General features: G+C 69.8%; 22 protein-coding genes. 2 read left to right on the plus strand and 20 right to left on the minus strand.

Features of this window, described 5'->3' with window-relative positions; all coding sequences use genetic code 11:
* Positions 1-5: 5 nt before the first annotated feature.
* The 4 genes from ASD77_RS02980 to ASD77_RS02995 are packed head-to-tail and all read right to left on the minus strand — an operon-like array spanning position 6 to position 4,188.
* Positions 6-755 (minus strand): type III pantothenate kinase, encoded by a 750-nt coding sequence (locus ASD77_RS02980; RefSeq protein ID WP_055937092.1) that lies wholly within the window; start codon positions 753-755, stop codon positions 6-8.
* Positions 752-1,720 (minus strand): bifunctional biotin--[acetyl-CoA-carboxylase] ligase/biotin operon repressor BirA, encoded by a 969-nt coding sequence (birA, locus tag ASD77_RS02985; protein WP_055937095.1) that lies wholly within the window; start codon positions 1,718-1,720, stop codon positions 752-754. Before birA ends, ASD77_RS02980 begins: the two co-directional genes overlap by 4 nt.
* Positions 1,717-2,343 (minus strand): glycerol-3-phosphate 1-O-acyltransferase PlsY, encoded by a 627-nt coding sequence (plsY, locus tag ASD77_RS02990; protein WP_055937098.1) that lies wholly within the window; start codon positions 2,341-2,343, stop codon positions 1,717-1,719. The genes birA and plsY overlap by 4 nt, the downstream gene beginning before the upstream one ends.
* Before the next feature lie 30 nt (positions 2,344-2,373).
* Positions 2,374-4,188, minus strand: coding sequence for a DegV family protein (locus tag ASD77_RS02995; protein ID WP_055937101.1), 1,815 nt, complete (start codon positions 4,186-4,188; stop codon positions 2,374-2,376).
* Between the two features lie 192 nt (positions 4,189-4,380).
* On the opposite strand from ASD77_RS02995, the gene ASD77_RS03000 reads away from it, so the two are divergent.
* Positions 4,381-4,704 carry a hypothetical protein gene (locus tag ASD77_RS03000; RefSeq protein WP_055937104.1) on the plus strand — a complete coding sequence of 108 codons (324 nt, stop codon included), beginning with the start codon at positions 4,381-4,383 and terminating at the stop codon, positions 4,702-4,704.
* A gap of 84 nt (positions 4,705-4,788) precedes the next feature.
* Entirely contained in the window at positions 4,789-5,484 is a 696-nt protein-coding gene (locus tag ASD77_RS03005) for a M90 family metallopeptidase (RefSeq protein ID WP_235578458.1), read from the plus strand.
* 1 nt (position 5,485) lies between these two features.
* On the opposite strand, the gene ASD77_RS03010 is transcribed toward ASD77_RS03005, so the two are convergent.
* The 16 genes from ASD77_RS03010 to ASD77_RS03080 all read right to left on the minus strand — a co-directional run bounded on the left by ASD77_RS03010 (position 5,486) and on the right by ASD77_RS03080 (position 25,904).
* Entirely contained in the window at positions 5,486-6,940 is a 1,455-nt protein-coding gene (locus tag ASD77_RS03010) for a sensor histidine kinase (protein ID WP_082563091.1), read from the minus strand.
* Between the two features lie 28 nt (positions 6,941-6,968).
* Positions 6,969-7,655: a response regulator transcription factor gene (locus tag ASD77_RS03015; RefSeq protein ID WP_055937106.1), complete on the minus strand. Its 687-nt coding sequence runs from the start codon at positions 7,653-7,655 to the stop codon at positions 6,969-6,971.
* 76 nt (positions 7,656-7,731) lie between these two features.
* Positions 7,732-8,139 (minus strand): hypothetical protein, encoded by a 408-nt coding sequence (locus tag ASD77_RS18295; protein WP_162247579.1) that lies wholly within the window; start codon positions 8,137-8,139, stop codon positions 7,732-7,734.
* Positions 8,140-8,286: 147 nt separating this feature from the next.
* Positions 8,287-9,210 (minus strand): arginine deiminase-related protein, encoded by a 924-nt coding sequence (locus ASD77_RS03025; protein ID WP_055937111.1) that lies wholly within the window; start codon positions 9,208-9,210, stop codon positions 8,287-8,289.
* Positions 9,211-9,212: 2 nt separating this feature from the next.
* Entirely contained in the window at positions 9,213-10,211 is a 999-nt protein-coding gene (gene dusA, locus ASD77_RS03030; RefSeq protein WP_055937115.1) for a tRNA dihydrouridine(20/20a) synthase DusA, read from the minus strand.
* Positions 10,212-10,367: 156 nt separating this feature from the next.
* A complete protein-coding gene (locus ASD77_RS03035) occupies positions 10,368-10,976 on the minus strand; it encodes an HAD family hydrolase (protein ID WP_055937118.1) in 609 nt (202 codons plus the stop codon).
* A 58-nt stretch (positions 10,977-11,034) separates the two neighbouring features.
* Entirely contained in the window at positions 11,035-11,760 is a 726-nt protein-coding gene (locus ASD77_RS03040) for a response regulator transcription factor (protein ID WP_055937121.1), read from the minus strand.
* Positions 11,757-14,399, minus strand: a complete 2,643-nt coding sequence (locus ASD77_RS03045) for a sensor histidine kinase KdpD (protein ID WP_055937124.1) — start codon at positions 14,397-14,399, stop codon at positions 11,757-11,759. Before ASD77_RS03045 ends, ASD77_RS03040 begins: the two co-directional genes overlap by 4 nt.
* Positions 14,400-15,063: 664 nt before the next feature.
* Entirely contained in the window at positions 15,064-15,219 is a 156-nt protein-coding gene (locus tag ASD77_RS18000; RefSeq protein WP_156383444.1) for a hypothetical protein, read from the minus strand.
* A 6-nt stretch (positions 15,220-15,225) separates the two neighbouring features.
* On the minus strand, positions 15,226-15,822 hold the full coding sequence (gene kdpC, locus ASD77_RS03050) for a potassium-transporting ATPase subunit KdpC (RefSeq protein WP_055937127.1): 597 nt from the start codon (positions 15,820-15,822) through the stop codon (positions 15,226-15,228).
* Positions 15,823-15,831: 9 nt separating this feature from the next.
* Positions 15,832-17,883, minus strand: coding sequence for a potassium-transporting ATPase subunit KdpB (gene kdpB, locus ASD77_RS03055; RefSeq protein WP_055937130.1), 2,052 nt, complete (start codon positions 17,881-17,883; stop codon positions 15,832-15,834).
* 11 nt (positions 17,884-17,894) lie between these two features.
* Positions 17,895-19,598: a potassium-transporting ATPase subunit KdpA gene (gene kdpA / locus ASD77_RS03060; RefSeq protein ID WP_055937133.1), complete on the minus strand. Its 1,704-nt coding sequence runs from the start codon at positions 19,596-19,598 to the stop codon at positions 17,895-17,897.
* A gap of 120 nt (positions 19,599-19,718) precedes the next feature.
* Positions 19,719-20,441, minus strand: coding sequence for a TorF family putative porin (locus tag ASD77_RS03065; protein WP_082563092.1), 723 nt, complete (start codon positions 20,439-20,441; stop codon positions 19,719-19,721).
* Between the two features lie 117 nt (positions 20,442-20,558).
* Complete coding sequence (locus ASD77_RS03070) at positions 20,559-21,743, minus strand: CoA transferase (RefSeq protein WP_055937138.1); 1,185 nt, start codon at positions 21,741-21,743, stop codon at positions 20,559-20,561.
* 121 nt (positions 21,744-21,864) lie between these two features.
* On the minus strand, positions 21,865-23,718 hold the full coding sequence (locus tag ASD77_RS03075; RefSeq protein ID WP_235578459.1) for a beta-L-arabinofuranosidase domain-containing protein: 1,854 nt from the start codon (positions 23,716-23,718) through the stop codon (positions 21,865-21,867).
* 5 nt (positions 23,719-23,723) lie between these two features.
* The gene (locus ASD77_RS03080; protein WP_082563093.1) at positions 23,724-25,904 is read right to left on the minus strand and encodes an SUMF1/EgtB/PvdO family nonheme iron enzyme; all 2,181 of its coding nucleotides are present in this window, start codon (positions 25,902-25,904) and stop codon (positions 23,724-23,726) included.
* Positions 25,905-25,918: the final 14 nt, after the last annotated feature.

Here is a 25,918-nt window from a genome sequence, read left to right on the forward strand (position 1 = left end):
CGCGCTCACGCCTCGGCACCGAGCCGCGCCCAGACGGCCAGCCCTTCAAGCACCAGCGCCGGCGCCCTCTCGCCTTCGCCCAGTCGCGATGCCAGCGCCGCCGCACCGCCGCCATGCAGCAGCAGCGACGGACGCTGCCCCAGCGCTTCCTGCGCCTGCTGCAGGCTGCGTTCGATCAGGCCCAGCGCCGCGCCGTCGCAGCCGGATGCCAGCGCGTCGACCGTGTCGGCGGCGAATTCGACATAGTCGCCCCCCTGCGCGGGCAGCTGCGCGGCGGCCGCGTGCAGGGCATCCCGCATCAGCTGCGGCGAGGGCGCGATGCGCCCGCCGTGGTGGCGCCCCGCCGCATCCAGCAGGTCGACCGTCACCGCCGTGCCCACGCCGACCACCAGCCACGGCGCCGTGCCGCGTCGGCGCGCCGCCAGCAAGGCCAGGAAGCGATCCACGCCGAGCCGCGCGGGGTCTGCGTAGGCGATGCGCACGCCGGCCAGCGCGGATTGGGTGCGGGCGAAGGAGATGGCGCCGAAGCGCGCGGTCAGCCATTCGACGACCGACGCCGTGCGGACCGGCGACGCCACGCTGGCCACGACAGCCGTGCAGTTCTCGCGGGTCGCGTTGGCCGGCATCGCCTGGTCGAGCGAGGCGACGAGCCCGTCGTCGTACGCGAACGCATGCATATCGCCCAGCGTGCCGTCCGCACGCAGCGGCGCGCACTTCACCCGCGAATTGCCCAGATCGAAGACCCACTGCGTCATGTCGCCCTCACGCTCACCTCGCCCGCATGCACCAGCCGCATGGCCTGCCCCACCCTCACCCGCAACGCACCGTCCTCGCCGATGCCCTCGGCCACGCCGTGCTCATCGCCCTGCGGACCATGCACGGTGACGGTGCGTCCCGCCAGCACATCCAGCGTGGCGTACCGGGCCAGGAAAGGCGCAAGCCCTTCCCGGTCGAACTGCTCCAGCGCCGGCAACAGCGCCTCCAGCAGCTGCGCCGCCAGCGCGTTGCGCGATGGCATGCCCTCGGCAAGTCCGGCCAGATCGGTCCACGCCTGATCGATGGTCGCGGCGACGGCGGCCGGCATGCGCACGTTCACGCCGATGCCGATCACCGCACGCACCGGCCCGCCGTGTTCGCCACCGCCTTCCACCAGGATGCCGCCCAGCTTGCGCCCGCGCACGAGCAGATCGTTGGGCCACTTCACGCCTACCTCGGTGTAACCGGCCTGGCGCAGCGCTTCGGCGACCGCCACGCCAACCACCAGGCTCAGCCCGCCCAACCGGGCGAGCCCGCCGGAGAACTGACGCGACAGCGACAGATAAAGATTCGATGCGATCGGCGACGCCCATTGACGTCCACGCCGGCCCCGGCCGCCGGTCTGCTGCTCGGCGAGCAACACGTCGACGCCATGCTCGGGCGCTTTACGGCGGAGCAGTTCGCTGTTGGTCGAATCCAGCGACCACGCCACGTCGAGCGACGACAGCGCGTTGGCCGTCGTGGCCTGCAACTGCGCACGGATGCGTGGGGCCTCCAGCAACTCGACCGGGTCGGCGAGCGCGTAGCCGCGCCCGGGCTGCGCTTCGATGCGCAGGCCCCCTTCGCGCAGTGCCTCGATGCGCTTCCACATCGCCGCACGCGTCAGTCCCGCCTCGTCCGCCAGCGCATGTCCGGACACCGGACCGTCGATCAACCGCTGCAACAGGGCGCGCTCGCCGGTCATGCGCGCCGGCGCCAGACGCGCACGCGCTCGAAGCGCGACTCGGTTCCCTCGCGCAGGCGCCGCACATTGACCCGATGGGTGAACAGCACCAGCAGCGCCGCGGCAAGGGCGAACAGCTGGGTGGCGCGATCCGTGTGCAGCCACCACGCCAGCGGTATCAGGCAGGCGGTGGCGATGATCGAGGCCAGGCCGACGTAACCCGTCGCCACCAGCACGCCGACCCACACCGCGAACAGCGGCAGCAACGCCATCGGCCACAGCACCGCCAGGCCGCCCAGCAGCGTGCCCACGCCCTTGCCGCCGCGGAAGCCGTGCCAGACCGGCCACACATGCCCCATCGCCGCGACAAACGCCGCCAGCAATCCCAGCGCGCGCGGCGACAGCGGGCCATCCAGCGGCGCGAACCGCAGCGCCAGCCAGGCCGCCAGTGCGCCCTTGCCGATATCGACCAGCACCACGCCCAGCGCGAATTTCGCGCCTTGCGTGCGGAAGGCATTGGTGCCGCCGGCGTTGCCGCTGCCCTGCGTGCGGATATCGACACCGCGCAGGCGGCCGAGTACGAGGCTGCCCGACACGGAGCCGATCAGGTAGGCGAACAGCAGGAGCAGGCAGGCGGTGAGCATGCCGCCATTATGGGCCACGCTCCCGCGCGGTCAGGGCTCGGGCGCCGGTTGTACCGCCACGATCAGCGCACCCGGCCCCGCATGCGCGCCGATGGCCGCGCCGGTTTCCACCAGGCGGTCCTCGCTGATCTGCAGGCGCGTGCGCAACGCCGCCAGCAGCCGCTCGGCACCGGCGCGGTCGTCGCAGTGGCCGACGATCAGCCGCCATCGCTGGCCGGCCGGCAACTGGCGCGCCACGCGACGCGCGAAGGCTTCGGGTGCCTGTGCGCGCGTCAGCAGGAGGCCGGCGACCACCATGCGCCCGTCCACGCTCATCTTCGCCATCGGCGTCAATGCGCTGAGCCGCGCGATCGGCGCCGCCCAGCGCGGGATGCGGCCACCACGCACGGCGTGGGAGATGTCGGGCGCGATGGCCCACATCCGCGTCAGCGGGCGCAGGCGCTCCAGTTCGGCCACCACGCTCGCGTCGTCCTGCCCCTGCGCCGCCAGCTCCGCGGCACGCCACACCAGCAGCGCCTGTCCGCAGGCCGCATTGACCGTATCGAAGACGCGCACGCGCCGGTCCGGATCGCGCGCCGCCGCGTGTTCGCCGGACTGCAGCGTGCCCGACAGCGCACGCGACAGGCCCACGTAGAGCACGCGGGCGTGGTGCGCGAGCGACAGCTCGAACTGGCGGCGGAAATCGCCCGGCGGCGGCTGGCTGGTGCGCGGGAGTTGATGCGACGCGGCCATGCGCCGGTAGAACTCGGCGGTCGACAGCCCGATCTTGTCCAGGTACTCGCGGCCATCCAGGTCCACGCGCGCCGGCACCACGCCGATGGCGTAGCGCTCGGCGATGTCGTCCGGCAGGTCGGCGGCGCTGTCGGTGACCACCACCCACGGCTGCGGTGCGGCGGCGACCGCCTGCTGGCGGATCATGTCGTCGGCCTTCATGGCTTCCACGCGCCCCTGCTGCGCGCAGGCGTCGAACAGCGCCTGCGGCGAGCCGGTGTGCGCATGCACGCGCAGGCGCGAGCTGCCACCGGCGATGACGATGGAATCGGCTCCTCCCGCTTCCAGCGCCGCGCGCAGGCGGTCGCGGTCCAGTCCTTCGCCGAGCAGCAGGCACTCGGTGCACCAGCGACGCGCCGGATCGATCACGTGATCGTGCACCGGCAGCGCGCCCGCGTCGTTGGCCGCGACCGGCGCGCCGGCACGCACGCGCACGGCACGCGGACCGCCTTCGACGAACTCGGCGATGCCTTCCAGCAGGTCGACGAAGCCCTGCGCACCGGCATCCACCACCCCGGCCTTCTGCAGCAGCGCCATCTGCCGCGGCGTATCCGCCAACGCGCGCCGGGCGCGGACCAGCGCACGGGTGAACCCGCTGCGCGTGTCGGGCTGCGCACTGTCGGCCGCCGCGTCCAGTTCGTCGGCGAAGGCGGTGATGACGCTCAGGATGGTGCCTTCGACCGGCTGCGCCAGCGCCTGCCGCGCGCTCAGCGCTCCCTGCCGCACCGCCGCGGCCAGCGAACGGACATCCAGTTCGGGCAGGGTGCGCACGCGCTCGGCCACGCCGTGGAGGAACTGCGCCAGGATGGCGCCGGAGTTGCCGCGCGCGCCGTCGATGGCGTCGTTGCCGACCCGGCTGAGCAGGTCGCCGGCATGCTGGCTGGGCTGGCTCAACGCGCCGTTGAGCACGCTGCCCAGCGTCAAGGCGAGGTTGTTGCCGGTATCGCCGTCGGCCACCGGGAACACGTTGATGCGGTTCAATCCATCGCGCGCGGCGATGACCCGGCGCGCGCCGGCGATCAGCGCCCGGCGCAGGGCGGGGGCGGTCAGTGGACGGTCGGAAGGCGTTGGCATGGCGCGAGTCTGCCGCAAGCGCGAGCGCCAGCCTGTTGCGACGCAGCAGCCCGGCGGCGGTTTTCCTCGATCCGTCGCCACGGGCCGGCATTTCGTCGCACGGGGCGGGCGGATTCATGCCGGCCGGCACCAATCCGGCTATAGTCGGCGGCGTCATCTGGCCGCTGTAACCGACCGACAGGAGTCCTTCCGATGCTTCGCGCCAGCCTTGCCCTGCTGCTCCTGGTCGCCTCGGCGGCCGTGTTCGCCCAGAACGGGCGCGGCATCGCCAACGGCAATACCGGCACCTGCCAGGACGTCGCCGACCGCGCGGTCGCCGAGCGTCCCGTCGATGCCGTGCCGACCGCACCCGACGCCCGCCGCGCACGCGCCACCGCCGTGCGCAGCAAGTACGGCGCGCCGGCGTCCCTGACCTCGCCCACCGCCACCCGTGGCGGTGGCGACGACGACGACACCCCGCTGCCGCGCAGCCGCAGCTCGAAGTGGCACAGCTTCCTGCCCGGCATGTTCCGCTGACGCGGGCGGCGGTATCCGGTGATTGGACTCCTGCGCCGCCTGCGGCGCCCTTCCCCGTCGATTGACGACAATCTCTGGCAGCACGTGCGTGCCGCGACCCCCTGGGTGGCGGCGCTGGACGATGCGCGCGCCGACCGGCTACGTGCGCTGACCGCGCGCTTCCTGCACCAGAAGACCATCACCCCGCTGGCCGGACTGAGCCTGGACGAGGCACAGCGTGCGCAGCTGGCGGCGCTGTGCTGCCTGCCGCTGCTGGAATTCGGCGAAGGCGGACTGCGCGGCTGGTCGCAGCTGATCGTCTACCCGGATGCCTTCCGCGTGCAGCGCACGCATACCGATGCCGCCGGCGTGTTGCACGAGTGGGAAGACGACCTGGCGGGCGAGGCCTGGGACCAGGGACCGTTGATCCTGTCCTGGGCCGACGTGCAGGCCGATATCGCCGAACCGGACGCCGGCTTCTGCGTGGCGGTGCACGAGATGGCACACAAGCTGGACGTGCTGGATGGCGAACTGGACGGGACGCCGCCCTTGCCGGACGCCTGGCATGGCCGCTGGGCACGCGACTTCCAGCGCGCCTACGACGACTTCCGCATGCAGGTCGACCTGGGCCGCGACACCGCCATCGACCCTTACGCAGCGGAGGCGCCGGAGGAATTCTTCGCCGTGGTCACCGAGTACCACTTCTCCGCGCCCGACGTGCTGGCCGAGGCCATGCCGGAGGTGGCGGCGCACCTGCAGCGCTTCTACGGTCCATCGCCGATGGCGGTCGCGCGCGACTGAGTCAGAGGCCGGGTGGCAGGCGCACTTCGAAGCGCGCACCGCCCAGTTCCTCCGAGCGGCGTACCTGCAGCTCGCCGCGATAGTCGCGGATCAGGTCCTGCACGATCGACAGTCCGATGCCGTGGCCCTGCACGCGCTCGTCGCCGCGCACGCCACGCTGGAGGACCTTGGCCACGTCGTCTTCGGCGATGCCGGGACCATCGTCGTCCACCGCGATGAACACGCCGGGCCGCCGCTGCGGCGCCGTCGCACCGACCCTCACCGTCAGCAGCACGCGCGAGCGCGCCCACTTGAACGCGTTCTCCAGCAGGTTGCCGATCAACTCCTGCAGGTCGCCTGTCTCGCCATGGAAACGCGCACGCGGATCGATCTCGAACTCGCAGATCACGCCCTTCGTCGCGTACACCTTTTCAAGACCGCGCACGATCTCCTCGGCATGCGGCTCAATTTCCACCGCGGCGGAGAACAGCTTGTGCCCGCTCGATGCCGCCCGCGCCAGCTGGTACGACACCAGGTTGTTCATGCGCTTGAGCTGCACGTCCAGTTCCTCGCGCAAGGCCTGCGGATCGCCGCCACCGCTGTCCAGCTGCGTGCGCAGCACCGCGATGGGCGTCTTCAGGCTGTGGGCCAGGTCGGCCAGCGTGTTGCGCTGGCGCTCCAGGTTCTCGCGCTCGCTTTCGATGAAGGCGTTGATGCTGTCGGTCAGCGGCTCGAGTTCGCGCGGGTGGCGCTCGGTCATGCCCGACAGCTCACCGCGCTGCACGCGGCTGAGCTCGAAGATCACCCGCTGCAGCGGGCGCAGGCTCCAGCGCAGCACCAGCATCTGCAACAGCAGCAGGATCACCCCGGCGCCACCCAGGTAGACCCACAGCGAACCGCGGAACACGCGGATCTGCGCGCTCAGCGCCTGCGCGTCCTCGAAGATGTAGATGCTGTAGGGAATCTCGGGATGCTGGTGGGTCGCCGGCCAGGCGTACCCCACGCCATACCGGTAGGCCTGGCTGTCGCTGCCGTCGGCACGGCGGATCGGGAGCGGCCCCTCGAACGATTCCTCCAGCGCGCCCAGCATGCGCGGCACCGGCAGCTCGGGGCCGAGCGTGGAGTTGGAACCCCACGGCGGCACGCCCTGCAGCACCACCTGCGCGTAGATGCCACTGTCGGGCATGTCGAAGCGCGGATCGGGCGTGTTGTAGGGCGGGATCAGCGTGCCGTTGCGCCCGAACTCCACCTTGTCGGTGTAATACAGCGCATAGCTCTTCAAGCGTTGCCGCAGGTTGTCCTCGGCGGTATCGACGAAGGCGCGGTCGAGCGCGTAGCCGGCCAGGGCGAGGAAGGCGAGCAGCGCCAGGCTGGCCGCCAGCAATTGGCGCGCGCGCAGCGAGCGCGGCCGCCAGCCGTCGAACCGGTCACGGCCGACGGGGGCGGCAGGTGCGGCGCCGGAGGGTGGCGCAGGCATCAAGTGCAGGCGATGCCGGCGCGGGGCATCAGCCTTCGCCGCTGCGCGGGATGGCGAAGCGGTAGCCGCGGCCGCGCACGGTCTCGATCGGCTTCAACTCGCCGTCCGGATCCAGCTTCTTGCGCAGGCGGCCGATGAAGACTTCCAGCACGTTGGAGTCGCGGTCGAAGTCCTGCTGGTAGATGTGCTCGGTCAGGTCGGCCTTCGAGACCAGTTCGCCGGCATGCATCATCAGGTACTCCAGCACCTTGTACTCGTAGCTGGTGAGGTCGACGTTGCTGCCGTTGACGCTGACGGTCTGCGCGGCCAGGTCGAGCGCCACCGGACCGCATTCCAGCGTCGGCTTGCTCCAGCCGGCGGCGCGGCGCAGCAGCGCGTTGACGCGCGCCAGCAGCTCTTCCACGTGGAACGGCTTGACCAGGTAATCGTCGGCGCCCTGCTTCAGGCCTTCGACCTTGTCCTGCCAGCTGGAACGCGCGGTCAGGATCAACACCGGGAATTTCTTGCCTTCGTCGCGCAGGGCCTTGATCAACTCCATGCCCGACATCTTGGGCAGGCCGAGATCGATGATGCCCACGTCGAACGGCACTTCGCGACCCATGTACAGGCCTTCCTCGCCATCCTGGGCCGCGTCCACCGCAAAGCCTTCGCGCTTCAGGCGCGCGGCAAGGGTTTCACGCAGGGGGGCTTCGTCTTCGACCAGCAGGATACGCATGGACTCTCCTTGGGAATGCGGCGCGGCATCGGACCGCGCGGGACGTGCTCTGTTGAGCCTTGAATTCTACGTAAGACTACGGGCGCGGGGGGTTATCGCCGCGTGCAGACTGCGGCGGCGGCGCGATGTCGCGGCGCGGCCGCACGGGCGAGCCGAAATCGCGGCGCGACGGGCCGACGTCATCCTGTGTCTCCGTACGCACGCGGCCCCGCTCATCGATGTACTTGACGCGTGTGACATCACGGCCGTCGTACTGCATGCGTTCGACGCTCAGCACCTGGTTGCCCGATTCGCTGCGCACGCGGCGCACCGAATCCGACATGGAGCTGCGATGACCACGATCGTCGCTGCGCGGCGCGCCGCGTTCGCGGGGCGGCGCATCGCCGCGGCCGCCCTCATCCTGCGCCTGCACCCCGGGGGTGCCGGCGAGGGCAGCGAAGACCGCGAGGGCAACGGCGGCAAGAGTGGGGGCACGAAAACGCATAACGGAATCGTAACGGAACTGGGTTCTTGAAACTGAACGGAACCCGAAACCGCCTCTGGAGAATGGAAGTGAAGTCTTGGACCCGGGCAGTGAATCGGTTCTGAATTTATCCACAGGTCGACGCGCCGCATTCAGCGAGCTGAATGGTCAAAAAACCTCGGCCACACAGCACCTTAGCGAGCCCCCGCCCGCCTCGATCGCGTCCAGCGCCACGCTGTGCACCGCCAGGCCCGTCGCCTCCAGCCGGGCTGTCGTGACCGGCCGCAGGGCCTCGTGGGCGCGCCGGCTCATCCATACCTTGCCGGGCGCCAGCGCGATGGCGTTGCCCGCGAAGGCGGCCTGCTCGGCGTCGGTCAGCTCGATCGCACCACCCGGGTACAGCGCCTCCAGCGCCGGGATCAGCGCCGGCGCATCCACGCCGCCCGGATGGACCAGCGCGGCGCGACCGGCCAGCACCGCCAGCAGGACGTTGGTGTGGTATTCGCCCGGGGCCAGGTCGAACAGCAGCGTGGCGCGCAGGCCAAAAGCGTCGTGCATTCGAGCCGCACCCGCCTCGTCGCAGCGCTCGGACAGGCCGCAGAAGCCGATGCCGCGGGCACGATCGATCACCAGCGCACCGGTCAGCTCGCAGGGGTGCGGCTGGGTGGACAGGTCGACTTCGGCATAGCCCAGCGTGTCGCGGAAGAAACGGCGGATGTCCGACCGCCCCGCTTCCCGCTGGCGCACTTCATGGCGCATCCGTCCGACGATCAGGCGCGCCTCGCCGTCGACACGCGCGGTGGCGAAGACGTTGTTGGGAAACACCGCATCCGGCGTCGCTTCGTCGCCGGGAAAGCACACCACCGGCACGTCCTGCGCCAGTGCGCGGTGCAGGGCATGGTGCTCGCGCAGCGCCTTGCCAGTGTCGAAGGCCTCGGCATCGGCCATGTAGCGGTTGTCCTGCGCCGACTGTTCGGCCCGCACGAAGCCGTCCGGCGACACCAGGAACGCCGCCCGCGCCGTCGCCGGGCCGACGTCCGGCGCCAGCGTGCGCGCATGCGCGACGAACGCGGTGACGTCGCGCGTGATCATGCTCAGGCCGCCGGCCGCAGTTCGCGCACGGTCGCGGCCAGTGCCTGCTCGACCAGCGACCAGTCCGCGCCGGGCTTGTGCGCGCCCTCGCTGAGGATCTGGCGGAACGCCCGCCCGCCGGGCTGCGCATGGAACAGGCCCAGCACGTGCCGGGTCAGGTGCTTCAGCGCCACGCCCTTGGCGAGTTGCGCCTCCACGTAGGGCCGCCACGCGCGCAGCAGGTCGGCGCGCGGGCGCATCTGCCCGCCGAACAGCGCGACCTGCATCTCATGCAATACGTAAGGCTCGTGGTACGCCGCGCGGCCGATCATCACGCCATCGCTGTGTTGCAGGTGCTCGTGCACCTGCGTCGTGGTGGTGATGCCGCCGTTGATGGCCACCGTCAGCTCTGGCCGCTCGCGCTTGAGCCGATAGGCCCAGTCGTAGCGAAGCGGCGGAATCTCGCGGTTCTCCTTCGGCGACAGACCCTGCAACCAGGCCTTGCGCGCGTGCACGAAGAACGTGTGGCAGCCGGTGTCTGCGACGGTGTCGATGAAGGCGCGGAACAGGTCGTAATCCTCCTGCTCGTCCACGCCAAGACGGCACTTCACCGTCACACGGATGTCAACGGCCTCGATCATCGCCGCCACGCACTCTGACACCAGCGCCGGCTCCTTCATCAGGCACGCACCGAAGCGCCCCGCCTGCACGCGGTCGGATGGGCAGCCGACGTTGAGGTTCACCTCGTCATAGCCCCACTCCTGCGCGATGCGTGCGGCCTGCGCCAGGTGCGCCGGCTCGCTGCCACCGAGCTGCAAGGCGACGGGATGCTCAACGGCATCGAAGCCCAGCAACCGGTCGCGGTCGCCATGGATCACCGCCTGCGCATGCACCATCTCGGTGTACAGGCGTGCGTTCGGCGCCAGCAACCGGTGGAACACGCGGCAGTGCGTGTCCGTCCAGTCCATCATCGGGGCGACGGAAAGGCGCAAGGCTTCGTGGGGAATGCGGGGGGACGTCATGGCGGCATTGTACCTTGCGGCTCTTCGAGCCCTTCCCCGCAAGGCCATGCCCGGGACCACATAGGCTGGGGTGAACGAAGTGAAGCCCGACACCCTATGCATCCTGCATCGCGATATTGGCGTCGACGGCTCAGCCCAACCTTGTGTCGCCCCGGATCAGGCCGATCCGCAAGCAGAATCCTCCCGGCCAAATGGTTGAAGCGCGACAGCATTGGCCTTGCGCCAGAATCGCTTTTCGACCTTCCTAACATTGGGTACGTCCACCAGCGTAGGGAGATACACCCCCAACTGGGCCAGCTCTTGGTCCGCTGGATCACCCAGGAACGGCCTGACTCTGACGAGGTTGCCGTAGTGCTTGGACAACTTCGCGGGCGTGTCATCCACCATCAGCACCTGCTCCAACCTGTAGCCGCGTCGCTTCAGCTTCCCGAGATTCTTGGCCCATTCGTAGTCGTGGTGTTCCGGATCGAAGCGCATCGTGCAGCGCTCTCTGGACCATACAAACTTGAGTTCGAAGTCGGAGGGAAAGATGCTCGCCACCACCGGAGCGGCGTAAAGTCGCGTGGACGATGTCCAGACGGCTACGTCGAAGTACGGCTTTATCGCAGCGAGAAACCCGTCGAGCCCAGGACGCTTGTATACAGCGTAGGGTCCGACTTCGAAATCAGGATCGCGATCCAGGCCACCTTCGTTTGCATGGATGAGTGTCTCGTCGAGATCAAGAATAAGAAGCTTCGTTTGGTGCACGGTGCGAGTCCAGTCCATCGGATACGACTCGATCTTAGGGCTGCCAGCGTCCGCCAACAACTACGTTGAGCGCCCCTCACCCCACCCCAACAAACCGCAACCCCACCCCCGGCTCCGTCGCGATATACCGCGGCGCCGTCGCATCATCACCCAGCTTCTGCCGCAGCTTGCCGACGAGGATGCGCAGGTAATGCGTGTCGTGCTGGTGGTCGGGGCCCCAGAGTTCGCGCAGCAGTTGCGGTTGAGTGACCACGCGACCTGGGTGTTGCAGTAGCAGGGCGAGCAGGGCGAATTCCTTGCGACTCAGCGCGACGGCTTCGCCTGCCAGCGTCACTTCGCGGCGGCCGAGGTCGACGTGCAGATGGCCGTCGTCGAACAGGGGCATGGCCGCGTCGCTGGCGGCGATGCGTGTGCGCAGCAGGCCGCGGACGCGTGCCATCAGTTCCTGCACGCCGAACGGTTTGGTGACGTAGTCGTTGGCGCCGCCGTCCAGTGCCGCGACTTTCTCCGCCTCGCCATCGCGCACCGTCAGCATGATCACCGGCACCTGCGACCACTGCCGCAGTTCGCGCAGCACCTCGTGGCCGTCCAGATCGGGCAGGCCGATGTCCAGCACCACCAGGTCGGCCCCCTGCGCGGCCAGGTCGGCCAGACCGGCGTGGCCGCTGTCGGCCAACGCCACCACATACCCCTGCGCGCGCAGGCTGATGTCGAGGAAGCGCCGGATCTGCGGCTCGTCGTCGATCACCAGGATGCGCGCCGGCGGTGCGGACGTGGCGGGCGGTGGCGCGCTGTAGGTCAAGCCGGTGCCTGTGGCGTGGGAGTGAGCAGCGGCAGGGTAATCCGGATCACCGTGCCGCGGCCATCCGGCCCGGGCAGCGCCTGCACGCTGCCGCCGTGCGCGCCCACCATGCCCTGGCAGATCGCCAGGCCCAAGCCGGTACCATGGCGGCCGCGGTCGCCACGCTCGACGCTGTAGAACATGTCGAAGATGCGGCTGCGCTCGTCTTCGGGAATGCCCGGCCCGCGATCACGTACATCGATGCGCAGCGCGCCGTCGACAAGCCTCGCTTCCACCTGCACCGGTTCGCCCGACGGGGAGAACTTGCCCGCGTTCTCCAGCACGTTGAACACCGCCTGCTCAATCAGCGCCGGATGTACCCAGATCGTCGGCACATCGGGCGCGACCGTGATCTGCACGCGTACGTCCGGCTGGTAGCGCTGCAGGCGCGACACCGCCGAGCCCAGCAGTTCGTCCACGCCGATCCAGTCGCGGTTGAGGGTCAGGCCGCTGTGACCCAGGCGCGTCATGTCGAGCAGGTTCTGGATGTAGCGGTCCAGCCGCTCGCCCTCCTGCTGGATGGTGTCGAGCAGGCTGCGGCGATCGTCGCCGCCCATCGCATCCCAGTAACTGGCCAGGCTGCTGGCCGAGCCGATCATCGAGGCCAGCGGCGAACGCAGGTCGTGCGAGACCGACGACAGCAGCGCCGAGCGCAGGCGTTCGGTCTCGCCGCCGACGCGCGCGTCTTCCAGTTCGGCGACCAGGCGCGTGCGCAGTACCGCCTGCGCGATGTCCTCGGCCATCGCCTCGGCCAGCCGCCGCTGTTCCGGCAACAGCCGGGACGGCGCATCGAAGCGCAGCCCAAGCACGCCCAGCGTGCTGCCCTCGCCGCGCAACGGCAGGAACCAGCGGCCCGCGCCGGCCAGCGTGTCGGTATGGCGGCCGGTCGCCTGCCCGTGCTGCTGTGCCCAGTCGGCGGCGGCGCGGTCGATGTCGGGCAGCAGGGCATCCGCCGGTTCCTCGCGCCCCTGCACGCGCAGCCATGCATCGACGGACAGCGCGCGCTCCAGCGCCTTGCGTCCGGCGGCCAGCACCTGCCCCAGGTCGGCGGCTGCGGCGAGTTCGCGGCCCAGTGCCTGCAGCGCCGTGGCGTGCACGTTGGCCGCGCGCAGCGCCACCACCTGCATGCGCAGGCGCGAGGCCAGCCGTCCCGCCACCAGTGCCGCCACCAGGAACAGGAACACCGTGGTCACGCCCTGGCGCGCGCCGATGTTGAAGGTGAAGCGCGGCTCGATGAAGAAGAAGTTGTAGGCCAGGAAACTCAGCAGGGCAGCCACCACCGCGGCGGACATGCGCGTGCGCGCCGCCACCAGCACCACCGCCACGATGAACACCATCGACAGGTCTTCCAGCCCCACCCAGCGCTCGGCCAGCCACGCCACGCCCACCGCCAGCAGCGAGGCCAGCGCGGCGAAGCCGACATCGCTGCGCGACCACCCGCCGCGCGTCTCGCCGGTCATGCGGCGCGCGCGGGCACGCGCTTCCGGCGTGCTGATGATGACCAGCTCATAGTGCGCCCCGCGCTGCAGGATCTGCTGCGTCAGCGTGCGGTTGAACATGCGCGCCACCGGCCGCTCGCGCGTGCGCCCCAGCACCAGCGTCGAGGCGCCGTTCTGCGCGGCATGGTCGAGCAGCGCGTCGGCGATGCGGGTGCCGCGCAGGACTTCCGCCTCGGCCCCCAGTCGCCGTGCCAATGCGAACGCCTGGTCGATCTCGCGCTGGCGGGCCGCATCGGCACTGTCGGACTGCACCGTCACCACACTCCACGGCGCGTCACGCCGCTCGGCGATGCGGCGCGCGGCGCGCACCAGGTACTCCGACGATCCCAGCCCGTCGATGGCGACCAGCACGCGCCGGCGCAGCGGCAGGCCCGGCAGGCCGCGGGCGGCCTGGTCCTCGCGCAGGTCGCTGTCCACGCGGTCGGTGGCGGTCTGCATGGCCAGTTCGCGCAACGCGATCAGGTTGGACGGCGAGAAGAAGGCCTGCAGCGCCTGCGATGCCTGTTCCGGCAGGTACACCTTGCCCTGGTGCAGCCGCTCGATCAGCTCGCGCGGCGGCAGGTCGACCAGCACGATGTCGCGCAGGCGGTCGAACACGGCGTCCGGCACGGTCTCGCTGACACGCACGCCGGTGATCCGGTGGACCACGTCGTTGAGGCTTTCCAGGTGCTGGATGTTGATCGTCGTATGCACGTCGATGCCGGCATCGAGCAGTTCGATCACGTCCTGCCAGCGGCGCTCGTGGCGGCTGCCGGGCGCGTTGCGGTGGGCCAGTTCGTCCACCAGCGCGATCTGCGGGCGACGCGCCAGCAGCGCGTCCAGGTCCATCTCGTCCAGCCAGCGGCCGTGGTACTCCATCCGCCGGCGCGGCAGGATCTCCAGCCCGTCGGTCAGCGCGGCGGTCTCGCCCCGCCCGTGCGTCTCGACGATGCCGACGACGACGTCCTTTCCCTGCCGGCGCAGTTCGCGGGCGCGCGACAGCATGGTGTAGGTCTTGCCCACGCCGGGTGCGGCGCCCAGGAAGATGGTCAACCGCCCGCCCTGCTCGCGTTGCAGGTGGTCGATCAGGGCGTCGGCCTGGCGGTCGCGGGGGTCGGTCATCGGACTATTCTGCCTGTTGTCATGTCACGTCGAACGGTGGCGCGGGTGCCGGTATCGCTGCGCCTGCTACCTGGCGCGAAGCGGTGAGCGGCAACGGCGAGGCAGAACGCTTCGATGGCAGGCCGAAAAGCTTCATGCGCGAGGCTTGCTGCTTCGGCTGCGAGGCTTTTTGCTTCGCCCGCCAGGCTTTTTGCTCTGGCCGCGAGGCTTTCTGCTTCGGCCGCGAGGCTTTCCGGTGCGGCCGCCCGGACATGTTCCTTGTCATCTCACCGAAAAGCCTCTCGCAGGCACTTTTTTGGTGCGACGTCCGAAGAAGAAAGCCTCGCCGTCTCATCTTTGAGCCTCGTGCGCGAGGCTTTTTGCTTCGTCGTCGCATCTTTGAGCCTTGCGCGCGAGACTTTTTGCTTCGTCGTCTCAGCGTTGAGCTTCGTGCACAAGGCGTTCTGCTTCGACCACGACCCTTTGTGGCTCGGCCGGGGGGTGTTCTCTTTCGACTCCCACCCGTTTTGCGCCACGACACTCGACCCATTGTTCGCTGACGAGCATCGCGGCGCCGTCGCCCCTCACCCGCCTTCGGCACCCTCTCCCGGCTGCACGGGGAGAGGGAGGCGGGCATACAGGGCGGAGACGCGGGTTCATTGCTCCGGGTTATGAAGAAAGCCAGTCACCCCACCGGCACGCGATGCGCAACCACCACGACCAGCACCGCATAGCCCAGTGCCGCTGCGAACACGGCCACGCGGAACACGAGTACGCGCCACCACGCCGCGGGACGCCGCCCACGCACTGAAGCGATCTTGAAACATCGCGGATGCGTCATGCCGCATCACTCCGATGCCTGCGCCTGGTCCAGCGCCAGGTTCAACGCCAGTACGTTGACGCGGGGGGCGCCCAGGACGCCGAACTGCGGCGCTTCGGTATGCGTGGCGACGAGGCGTTCCACGTCCACCGCCTGGATGCCGCGCGCCCGGGCAACGCGGGCGATCTGGATGCGCACGGCGGCGGGCGACAGGTGCGGATCGATACCACCGCCAGATTGCGTCACCAGGTCGCCGGGTACGTCGGCGGGATCGATGCCCTCGCGCGCAGCAACCGCGCTGCGTGCTTCGTCGATGCGCGAACGCAAGTCGGGATTCGTGCGCGCCTGGTTGCTGCCGGCCAGCGCCATCACATCGTAGTGGGATGCCGAGGGCCGCGACTGGAAGTAGCGGTCATCGGCGAACGGTTGCGCGACCAGCGTCGAGCCGACCACGCGGCCGTCGCGCTCGATCACGCTGCCGGTGGCCTGGTGCGGGAACAGCACGCGGCCCAGGCCGGTGCCGGCCAGCGAGTACAGCAGACCGAAGCCGAGCAGCGTGACAGCCGTCAGCATCAGGGGGGCACGCAGCGTGCTGCGCGGGAAAACAGGCGTGGAAGCGTTCATGGCAGTTCCTCAGGCGCCGAAGACGGCGGCCAGCAGCAGGTCGATGAGCTTGATCGCGGCGAACGGCAGCAGCACGCCGCCCACGCCGTAGACCAGCATGTTCCGGCGCAGCAGCACGGTGGCGGCGGCCGGGCGGAAGCGCACGCCGCGCAGCGCCAGCGGGATCAGCAGCGGGATGATGATCGCGTTGAAGATCAGCGCGGCGATCACCGCGTTGGTGGGGCTGGACAGCTGCATCACGTTGAGCGCGGCCATCGAGGGGATGGCGGCGGCGAACAGCGCCGGCAGGATGGCGAAGTACTTCGACACGTCGTTGGCCAGGGAGAACGTGGTCAGTGCGCCGCGCGTGATCAGCTGTTGCTTGCCGATCTCCACCACGTCCAGCAGCTTGGCGGGGTCGGAATCGAGGTCGACCATGTTGCCGGCCTCTTTCGCTGCCTGTGTGCCGGAGTTCATCGCCAGGCCCACGTCGGCCTGCGCCAGCGCGGGCGCGTCGTTGGTGCCGTCGCCGACCATGGCGACCAGGCGGCCGCCGGCCTGTTCCTGACGGATGCGCGCCAGCTTGTCTTCGGGACGCGCCTCGGCGATGTAGTCGTCCACGCCGGCTTCGGCGGCGATGGCGGCGGCGGTCAGCGGGTTGTCGCCGGTGATCATCACGGTGCGGATGCCCATCGCCCGCATGTGGGCGAACTTTTCCTTGATGCCGTGCTTGACCACGTCGGACAGTTCCACCACGCCCAGCACATGGCTGCCATCGCTGACCACCAGCGGGGTGGCGCCGTTGCGGGCGACCTGTTCGACGCGTGCCCGCAGTTCGGCCGGCGTGCTGCCGGCCAGCGCGGCGACATGCCGTTCGATCGCATCGCTGGCCCCCTTGCGGATCACGCGCGCACCGCCGTCCAGGTCCACGCCCGACATGCGGGTCTGCGCAGTGAAGGCCACGAATCGCGCCTGCGCCGGTTCCACCGCGGCCGCGCCCTGCTCGCGCGCCAGCCGCACGATGGACTTGCCTTCCGGGGTAGGGTCGGCCAGCGAGGCGAGCATGGCGGCGTCGCGCAGTTGCGCATGGTCGATGCCGGCCAGCGGGTGGAACAGCGTGGCCTGGCGGTCGCCGTGGGTGATGGTGCCGGTCTTGTCGAGCAGCAGCACGTCGACATCGCCGGCCACTTCCACCGCCTTGCCCGACTTGGCCAGCACGTTGGCGGCCAGCGCGCGGTTCATGCCGGCGATGCCGATGGCCGGCAGCAGGCCGCCGATGGTGGTGGGAATGAGGCAGACCAGCAGCGCGATGAGCAGCAGCGGGTCGAGCTTCGCGCCGACGAAGCCGGCGATGAAGGGCAGCGTGACCACCACGATCAGGAAGGTCAGCGTCATGGTCAGCAACAGCAGTCCCAGCGCGATCTCGTTCGGCGTCTTCTGCCGGTTGGCGCCCTCGACCAGCGCGATCATGCGGTCGAGGAAGCTGTGGCCGGGCTCGGCGGTGATCTTCACCACGATCTCGTCGGACAACACCGTGGTACCGCCGATCACGCCGCTGCGGTCGGTACCGGCTTCGCGCAATACGGGGGCGGATTCGCCGGTGACGGCGGACTCGTTGATGGTGGCCAGGCCTTTGACGATCTCGCCGTCGGCGGGAATCTGTTCGCCGGCAGAGACGATGACGTAGTCGTCCGGCTTCAGCTCGGCGGCCGGCAGGCGGCGCTCGCTGCCGCCGAGCGGCGTGTCGACGCGACGCGCCACCAGGTCCTTGCGCGCACGCCGCAGCGATGCCGCCTGGCCGCGGCCGCGCGTTTCGGCGACGGCTTCGGCGAAGTTGGCGAACAGCACGGTGACGAACAGCAGCGCGGTCACCGCGCCGCCGACGCCGGGCGTACTCATGCCCGCCAGCGTCAGGCCGGCGGTGAGCAGCGTGCCCAGCCAGACCACGGCCATCACCGGGTTCCTGAAGGCGTGCTGCGGGGCGAGTTTGGCGAAGGCGCTGGACACGGCGGAGCGGAAGCCGGCCGCGTCGAGCAGCGCGGCGTGGCGACGCGGCGGGTGTTGCAAGGTGGAGTCAGTCATGGAAGCGATCCTCAGGACGCGATCAGCGCAAGGTGGTCGGCCACGGGGCCGAGTACCAGCACGGGCATGAACTGCAGCAGGGTCAGGATGACGACCACCGCGATCAGCGTCAGTGCGAAGGTGGGGGTTTCGACCTGCAGCGTGCCGACACCGTCCGGCGCGACGCGCTTGCGGGCCAGCGAGGCGGCAATGGCCAGCGGAATGATCAGCGCGGGATAGCGCCCCAGCAGCAGGACCAGCGTGGTGCTGAGGTTCCACCAGGTCGTCGCGTCGCCCAGGCCCTCGAAGCCCGAGCCGTTGTTGGCGAACGCGGACGTGTACTCGTAGAACACCTGGCTGATGCCGTGGAACGACGGATTGGAGTTGCCGGTGATCGCCGGCACCGCCAGCGTGAGCGCGGTCAGGCCCAGCAGCACCAGCGGCTGCAGCAGCACCAGCACGGCCAGCAGCTTCACTTCGTGCGCCTCGATCTTGCGGCCGAACAGTTCCGGCGTACGGCCGGTCATCAGGCCGGCGAGGAACACACTGAGCAGCAGGTAGACGAGGAACTGCTGCAGGCCGCAGCCGATGCCGCCCCAGATGCTGTTGACCAGCATGTTGCCGATCGTCACCAGGCCGCTCAGTGGCGCCAGCGAGTCGTGCATCGCGTTGACCGAGCCGTTCGAGGTCTGTGTCGTCAGCGCGGCCCACACCGCGGACGGCGCGGCGCCGAAGCGCACTTCCTTGCCTTCCATCATGGCGATGTCGGTGGAGGTACCGGACAGACTTTCGGACCACAGCGCCGCGGCGGCCGAGACCAGCGACATCGTCAGCATGGTGCCGAACACCAGCGCGGTGAACTTCCGCCGGCCGGTGAAGCTGCCCACCATGAACGCGATGCTGACCGGGAGGAGGATGAGGGCCAGCGTTTCCAGCAGATTGGAGAACGGCGTGGGGTTTTCCAGCGGCACGGCGCTGTTGGGGCCGTACCAGCCGCCACCGTTGGTGCCGAGTTGCTTGACGGCGACCATCGGCGCGACCGGGCCGAGCGGGATCTTCTGTTCGGCCATCTGCGCCGACGCATCGATGGGTGTGGCGACCGGACCGCCCTGCAACGTGGACGGCACGCCCTGCCAGGTCAGCAGCAGCGACCACAGCAGGCACAGCGGTAGCATCACGCGCACGGCGGGACGCAGGACGTCGGCCCAGTAGTTGCCGACGTCGGCGTCACCGTTGTCGTGGCTCTCGACGGCGCTCTTCTCGCGCCCGCCAAACAGACCGCGCAGCGTCGCCACCACCAGCGCCAGGCCCATCATGGGCGTGACCACCTGCAGGCCGACGATGCCGGTCATCTGCGCCAGGTACGACAACTGCGCCTGGCCGGAATAGTGCTGCTGGTTGGTGTTGGTGAGGAACGACACCATGGTGTGCAGCGCCAGGTCCCAGCGCATGTTGGGGGCGTCGTTGGGATTGAGCGGCAGCCAGGCCTGGGTCATGAAGATGCCCCAGACCATCACGCCGAGCACCAGGTTGCTGAGCAGGAAGGCCTTCGCATACGCCTTCCAGTCCATGCCCTGCGCCGGATCGATGCCCAGCAGGCGGTACAGCGGGCGCTCGATGCGACCGAACAGCGCATCGCCGCGCATCGGCGCGCCACGCATCACCGCGGCGAGGTACCGGCCCAGCGGCCAGCCCAGGGCGATGGCGAGCGCGAACACAAGCAGGAATTCAGTCATGGGAGTCATCCATCGGCGTACGCGTGCGCCGCGTGATCAGCAGGAACAGGAGGCCGGCACCGGCGAGCACGCCCGCCAGCGTCAGCACCAGGTGGAGGAAGTCGGTGAACATGGCGGCGCTCAGAACGACGCCTGCAGCGCCGCTTCCACGCGCGAACCGGCCAGGCCCGGGAACAGCGTCTTCGCGCTGCGGTCGGTGGCATGCGCGGTGACGCGCAGTTCGAACGGGGCCTTGAACGCCCACACCGCGCCGAGCTGCGCATGCGCGTAGCTGTCGTCGTAGGCGTCTTCCAGCCAGTAGTAACCGGCGGCGCCTTCCAGGCGGAGCTGGTCGCTCAACGGGAACTTGGCGCCGAGCTGTGCATAGGCGCCGGCTTCACCGCTGGCCAGTGCGTCGCTGGAATAGCCGAGCTGCGCCCAGGTGTTCTGCTTCCAGGTCAGCGTGCCGATGGCCTCGGTCCAGTCGAGGTCGACGGTGGTGGAGGGATAGCGGTAGTGGGTGAGGTTGACGTCGAGCGCCCAGTCCTCGGTCAGCGTACCGCCCCAGCCGACGGTGACGTCGAGTTCACTGCTGGCTTTGGTCTCCGGGGCGAACTCGACGTTCGAGCCCCACACTGCGCCATACAGGCCGTTGTCGGCCGTAGCCTTGAAGCCGGCCTGCACGGCCGGGTCGCCCTGGGTCTGGGTGGTGCCGCGCCAGACGTAGTCGGTGGTGAGCGCGCCGGAACCGGTGAAGGTCGCGGCCTGCGCGGGGGACGCCATTGCCAGCAGCAGGCCGGCGGCAAGGCAAGGCGTGGCGAACGCAGGCGTACGCCTGCGCGAAACGGAAGAGGAGAACGACATGGGTGCGATCCAGGCGGGAGGAGTTCCGCCGACCGCGAAAGTCTGTTCCCGGGTCGCGTAAAGCCGCCATGCGCGGCATGGGCCGCGGCGTAAATTCGGCGTAAAGCGTGCGCGCGATCAGCCCGACGCGCGAGTTCTGCCGTGGCGGCCGAGCACGTGGTCCGCGTCCTGGTCGAAGGTGGGCGCGGCGAACGGTGCCGGCCCGGGCGTGCGGCCGAAGGCGATCGGCCGGGTGACGCCACGGTAGCTGCCGACCACCGGGTGCGCGATCTCCGCCACCATGTCCTCGGCCAGCACCTGCGGATGCTCGAACATGTCCTCCACGCGCCGCGCCGCTGCGCACGGCACCTCGTCGCCGAAGTGCGCTTCCCACTCCTGCGCGGTGCGCGCCTGCAGTGCGTCGTGGAGTTGCGGCACGATCTCGGCGGCATGCGCGGCGCGCTTGCGCACGGTGTCGTAGCGCGGATCGTCGGCCAGCGCGTGCAGGCCGGTCAGGCGGCACAGCGCCTTCCAGAAGCGCGCGGTGTTGGCGGACAGGTACAGGTAGCCGTCGCGGGCGGGATGGATGCCGGTGACGCCGCCGGAGCGCATGTCGCGGCCGATGTCCAGCGCCTCGCCTTCGGCCCAGATCATCCGCGCCGACTGCATGGTCAATGCGCTGCGCAACAGCGACACGCCGACGAACTGGCCCAGCCCGCTGCGCTCGCGCTCGTACAGCGCCGACGACACGCCGCCGGCCAGCAGCGCCGCGGCGTAGTAGTCCACCACCGAGCCGTAGATGATCTCCGGCGCGCCGCCGCGCTTGCCCTGCAGCGTGCACATGCCGGTCATGGTCTGCAGCACCTGGTCGTAGCCGGCCTTGTCCTTCATCGGCCCGCTCTCGCCGTAGCCGGTCACCGCGCAGTAGATCAGCCGCGGGTTGATCACCGACAGGCTGTCGAAGTCGATGCCCAGCCGCTTCGGCACGCTGGGGCGGAAGTTGTGCACCAGCACGTCGGCCTCGCGCACCAGCCGCAGCAGCGCGGCGTGGTCGGCCGGCTGCTTCAGGTCCAGCACGATGCCCTGCTTGCTGCGGTTGACGCCGAGGAAGGCACGGCTTTCCTTTTCCAGCGTCGACGGGTACTGGCGCAGGTTGTCGCCGTCGGGCGGCTCGACCTTGATGACGTCGGCGCCCTGGTCGGCCAGCAGCGTGCAGCCGTACGGACCGGCGATGTAGGCGCTCAGGTCGAGCACCTTGACGCCGCTCAGCGGCCCGGCCGGGCCGTGGCGCCGGGGGGCGCGGAAGGGAGAGGCAGTGTCCATGGGGAAAGGCTCCTTCAACCGTCGCCTGCTGGCCGGGGACCAGTCTGGTGCAGGCGATGCAGCGGATACAGTCGGCCGACGTTGTTTCTGCGGCCACAAATTCTTGCGAGCGCGTGCTTGTTCATGCCGGCGGCAGCGACAGCCAGGTGAGGCGCCAGGCGCCGTCCACGCGTCCGCCGGTCCGGTAGTACGGCCAGAACAGCAGCGGCGGCCGGTAGCCGAGCTGCAGGGTGATGCCGGGACCTTCATCGTCGTCGGCGAGCGGCAGCACCTGCAGCCAGTCGTCCTGCGGCCCGTCCGGCAGGCGGATGGTTTCTTCGGTCTTGAAGCCGTCGATCAGCCCGGTGGCGTAGACCAGCGGTCCGCGCGTCACGCCGGCGTAGTGCAGGTCCAGCACCTGCTGGCGCACCTCGGATCCGTCGGGCGCACGCGATTCCTGCACGTTGCGCAGCACCTGCCGGTGCAGCACCGGCCGTATCGGCAACCGCAGCTGCACCTGGTCGCCCGGCCGCCAGTGGCGATGGACCGTCGCGAACGTGCCCGGCACCACCGGCACGCGGACCGCTTCGCCATTGACGGCCACGCTGGCGCCTTCGGCCCAGGACGGGATGCGCAGGCACAGCGCGAACGTGGCCTCGCGCTCGGGCTGCATCTCCAGCGCGATGTCACCGTCGAACGGGTAGCCGGTGTGCTGGCGCAGCACCAGCATGCCGGCGGCCGGATGCGCCAGTCGCGCCTCGCCGGCGCCGTACAGCTGCACGCGCGCGGCCTCGCCCTCGAGCGCGTACGCCACGGCCGGCAGTTCCTCCAGCGCCATCGCGCCGCTGGACTTGCAGCAGCGCCAATACGTGGTGTGCACGCGGCGGCCGTTGGGGAACGAGTAGTAGCACCAGTCCTCGCCGTCGGGCGCGAACGCGCCCAGCAGGTCGTTGTAGGCGGTGCGCTCGATCTCCTCGGCGTAGCGCGCCTCGCCGGTCAGGCGCAGCAGCTCGCGGTTGAACTGGATCCACGACAGCAGCGAACAGGTTTCCACATAGGCCAGCGGGCTGAACGTGCCGCGCGCGTTGAAGACCTCGCGCGAGCGGTGGGCCACGCCGCCCCACGGCCCGCCGCCCAGGGTCAGGTGGTACTGGTGGATGTTCTCCCACATCGCCTCGACGGCGCGGCGAAGCGCGGCGTCCCCGGTGGCGCGGCACAGCTTGACCACGCCGACCAGGTTCCACAGGAGCTGGTAGGCCTTGCCGGTGGCGATCTCGGAGGCGTCAGCGCCGGCTTCGATGGCCGGCAGCAGCCGCAGTGCGGGATGCGCATTGGCCTGCGCGAACACCTGCTGCGCCAGGACGAGGAAGCGCGCATCGCCGGTTTCCTCATGCAGTTCCAGCGCGGCGTCCATCAGGACGGTGGCCGACATGCCGTGGTGGTTGCCGAGCGTGGTGATGTCGATGCCGCTGTCGAGTGCATGCGCGCACAGGTCGGCGATGCGTCCGGCGGCCTGCGTGTAGCGCGCGTCGCCCAGTGCGCGCGCGGTTTCCACCAGCCCGAGGATCAGGTAGGCGTGCACCCACATGTCCCAGGTGCGCAGCGCCGGCGCGCCGTCCCAGCTGGGCGGCTTCGGCGGCTGTGGCCGGGTGAAGCGTCGCTCGGGCGCGTAGGTGCCGAGGTAACCATCGTCTTCCTGCACCGACAGCAGGTAGTCGGCGACCTCGCGCAGGTGCGCGCCCAGCGCGGCGTCGCCGCTACGGGCGTAGGCGCGCGCCGCGGCGGACAGCCACTTGCCGGCATGTTCGCCATACCAGTCGCCCTCGGTGTTGTGCGCGCGGTGCGCCGGCGAGAACAGCGCGATGGCCGGACTGTCGGCGCCGGTGATGAAGTGCGACAGGCGACCACGCCGGTTGGCGTCGAGGGCATCGCCCAGTAGTCCGCCGAGCGTCACGCCCGCTCGCGACGAAGCATCCCGGCCGGTCGGAACCGTCACGCCGGTCACGCCGCGTCCACCACGCAACGGAAGCCGATCCGCGCCGAACGGTCCTTGCCCGGCGCCATCAGCAACAGCTTGCCGTGCTGGTCCAGCCGCTTGGCCTGCGGGAAGTACCAGTGCGAGGTGCGCGGCTCGTAGTCGCTGCCGCCGCGCACGATGGCGGCGCGGGTGTGCTCGTCATGGAATTCGTCCGTCCACTGCCAGACGTGGCCCACCAGGTCCATCACGCCGAACGGACTGGCGCCGGCGGGATACGCACCGACCTCGGCCGGCGGCGGCAGCACGCGCCCGCGGAACACCGGCGGTGCCGCGTCCTCGCGCCAGGCGTTGCCCCAGGGATACAGGCGACCGTCGGTGCCCTGCGCGGCGTACTGCCATTCCCAGCCATGCGGCAGGCGCTTGCCCGCCCACGCGGCGTAGGCGCGCGCATCCTCGATCGACACCCACGTCACCGGCCGGTTCTCCCAACCCGGCTGCGGGGCGCCGTCGCGCCAGTCGCGCAGGAAGTGCTGCGCATCGCGTGGTGCATAACCGGTCGCATCGACGAAGGCCTTGTACTGCGCGTTGGTCACCAGGTGACGGTCGATGTGGAAGGCCTGCATCGGCATGCGACGGCGGTGGTGGCGGCGCGCGGTCGGTTCCCACGGGAACTGCACGTCCACGCCTTCCCACACCTGACCTTCGATCTCGATGCCCTGCACGGCGAACAGGAACTCGCCGGCCGGGATCGTCACCATGCCGTCCGGCGCGACAGGGTGCGGCGGGGTCGGCGCGATGGCCTGCAGGATCTGCGGCAGTGCGATCCACGTGGAGGACAGCGAGGCCAGCGGCGTGGCGGCACGCTCCGCCATCCGGGCCAGGAAGGTTTCCAGACCGTCTTCGTGCACACCGTCGCGCAGCGCCAGCAGCGCGCCGAAGCCGCGGCCTTCCAGCGTGGTCTCCAGGACCGCCTGATCGTCGATGATGCGCGGCTGCAATGCCGCGCCGTTCCAAAGATCGATGTACTGCGTGCCGTCGACATGCGGCACGGCGAGTTGTTCGCCTTCGATCGGGTACTCATGGCGATTGACCAGCGTCCACACGGTGCGGCCCTCGCCCGGGAAGCGGCTGGCGAAGATGCCGGCCTGCAGGGTGCGCTCGTACGGGCGCCAGTCCAGGCTGACGAACAGCGACGGGAAGCGGCGGTAGATCGCGGCGATGCGGCGCAGCGATTCGGCATCGCGCGCGGTCAACTGGTTCCACAGGCCCCAGACGTTTTCCCACGCGTTGTAGCCCACGCCGTTGAAGAAGATGTATTGCAGGTCGTGATTGCGGTCGCGGCCCCAGCGGTTCTCGTAGTTGATCATGTGGCGCGGTTCCAGCCACTTGAACTTGGCCACCGGCGGCACGACCTCATTCGGCGCCTTCTTGCCCCAGCTCTGCACGTTCCAGATCAGGTGTTCTTCGGCGCTGATCGTGGACTCGGGTTGCACGACGACCGGATGGCCCAACGCATCGCAGGCGTCGAAGAACGCGCGCGGCACGCCGTTGTAGGTGTCGCCGTTGATGCCGTCCGCGCCGACCGCCTTGACGATCTTCGCGATGGCCTGCCAGTCGGGCTCGCCTTCGTCGCGGGTGCCGTTGTCCCACGGCATGGTGGTGAGGAACACGCGCACACCGCGGCGATGGAAATCGTCGACCGCGCCACGCAACGCCTCGAGGCCGCCCGGTAGGCTGCGGGCGAAGTCGAACTGGTTGCGGTCGTCCACGCCGATATTGGGATAGACACACCACAGCAGCACGCTGTCCAGGCCGCCGTAGCGCGCGTCCAGGTCGTCGAGGTAGCGATCGACCGTATAGCGGCCGGCGACGGGGTCGTAGAGATAACGGTCCTCGACCATCACCTGCGCGTGCACGAAATTGCGCTGCGCCCACTGCAGTTCGGGACGACGGTAATTGGCGTCGTCGTAGCCGATGCGGGTGAGATGTTCGCGGCGCCAGTCCTTCAGTTCCGCGACCCAGTCGTCGGCCGAGGCGTTGGCGTCGATCTTCCACTGGCCGATGTCGGCGAACGGCCAGCCGGGCGCCTTGCCCGGCGTGGGCAGATAGCGCTGGGTGGTGACGTGCGAGAACTTGTATTCGGTCGTCACCGCGGGCGGTGCGTCGTCGTGCGCGGGCGGGACGGGGGGCGTGGGGGTGGTCATGCGTTCGTCTGGGA

It is taken from the genome of Pseudoxanthomonas sp. Root65, assembly GCF_001427635.1.
Lineage (GTDB): Bacteria > Pseudomonadota > Gammaproteobacteria > Xanthomonadales > Xanthomonadaceae > Pseudoxanthomonas_A.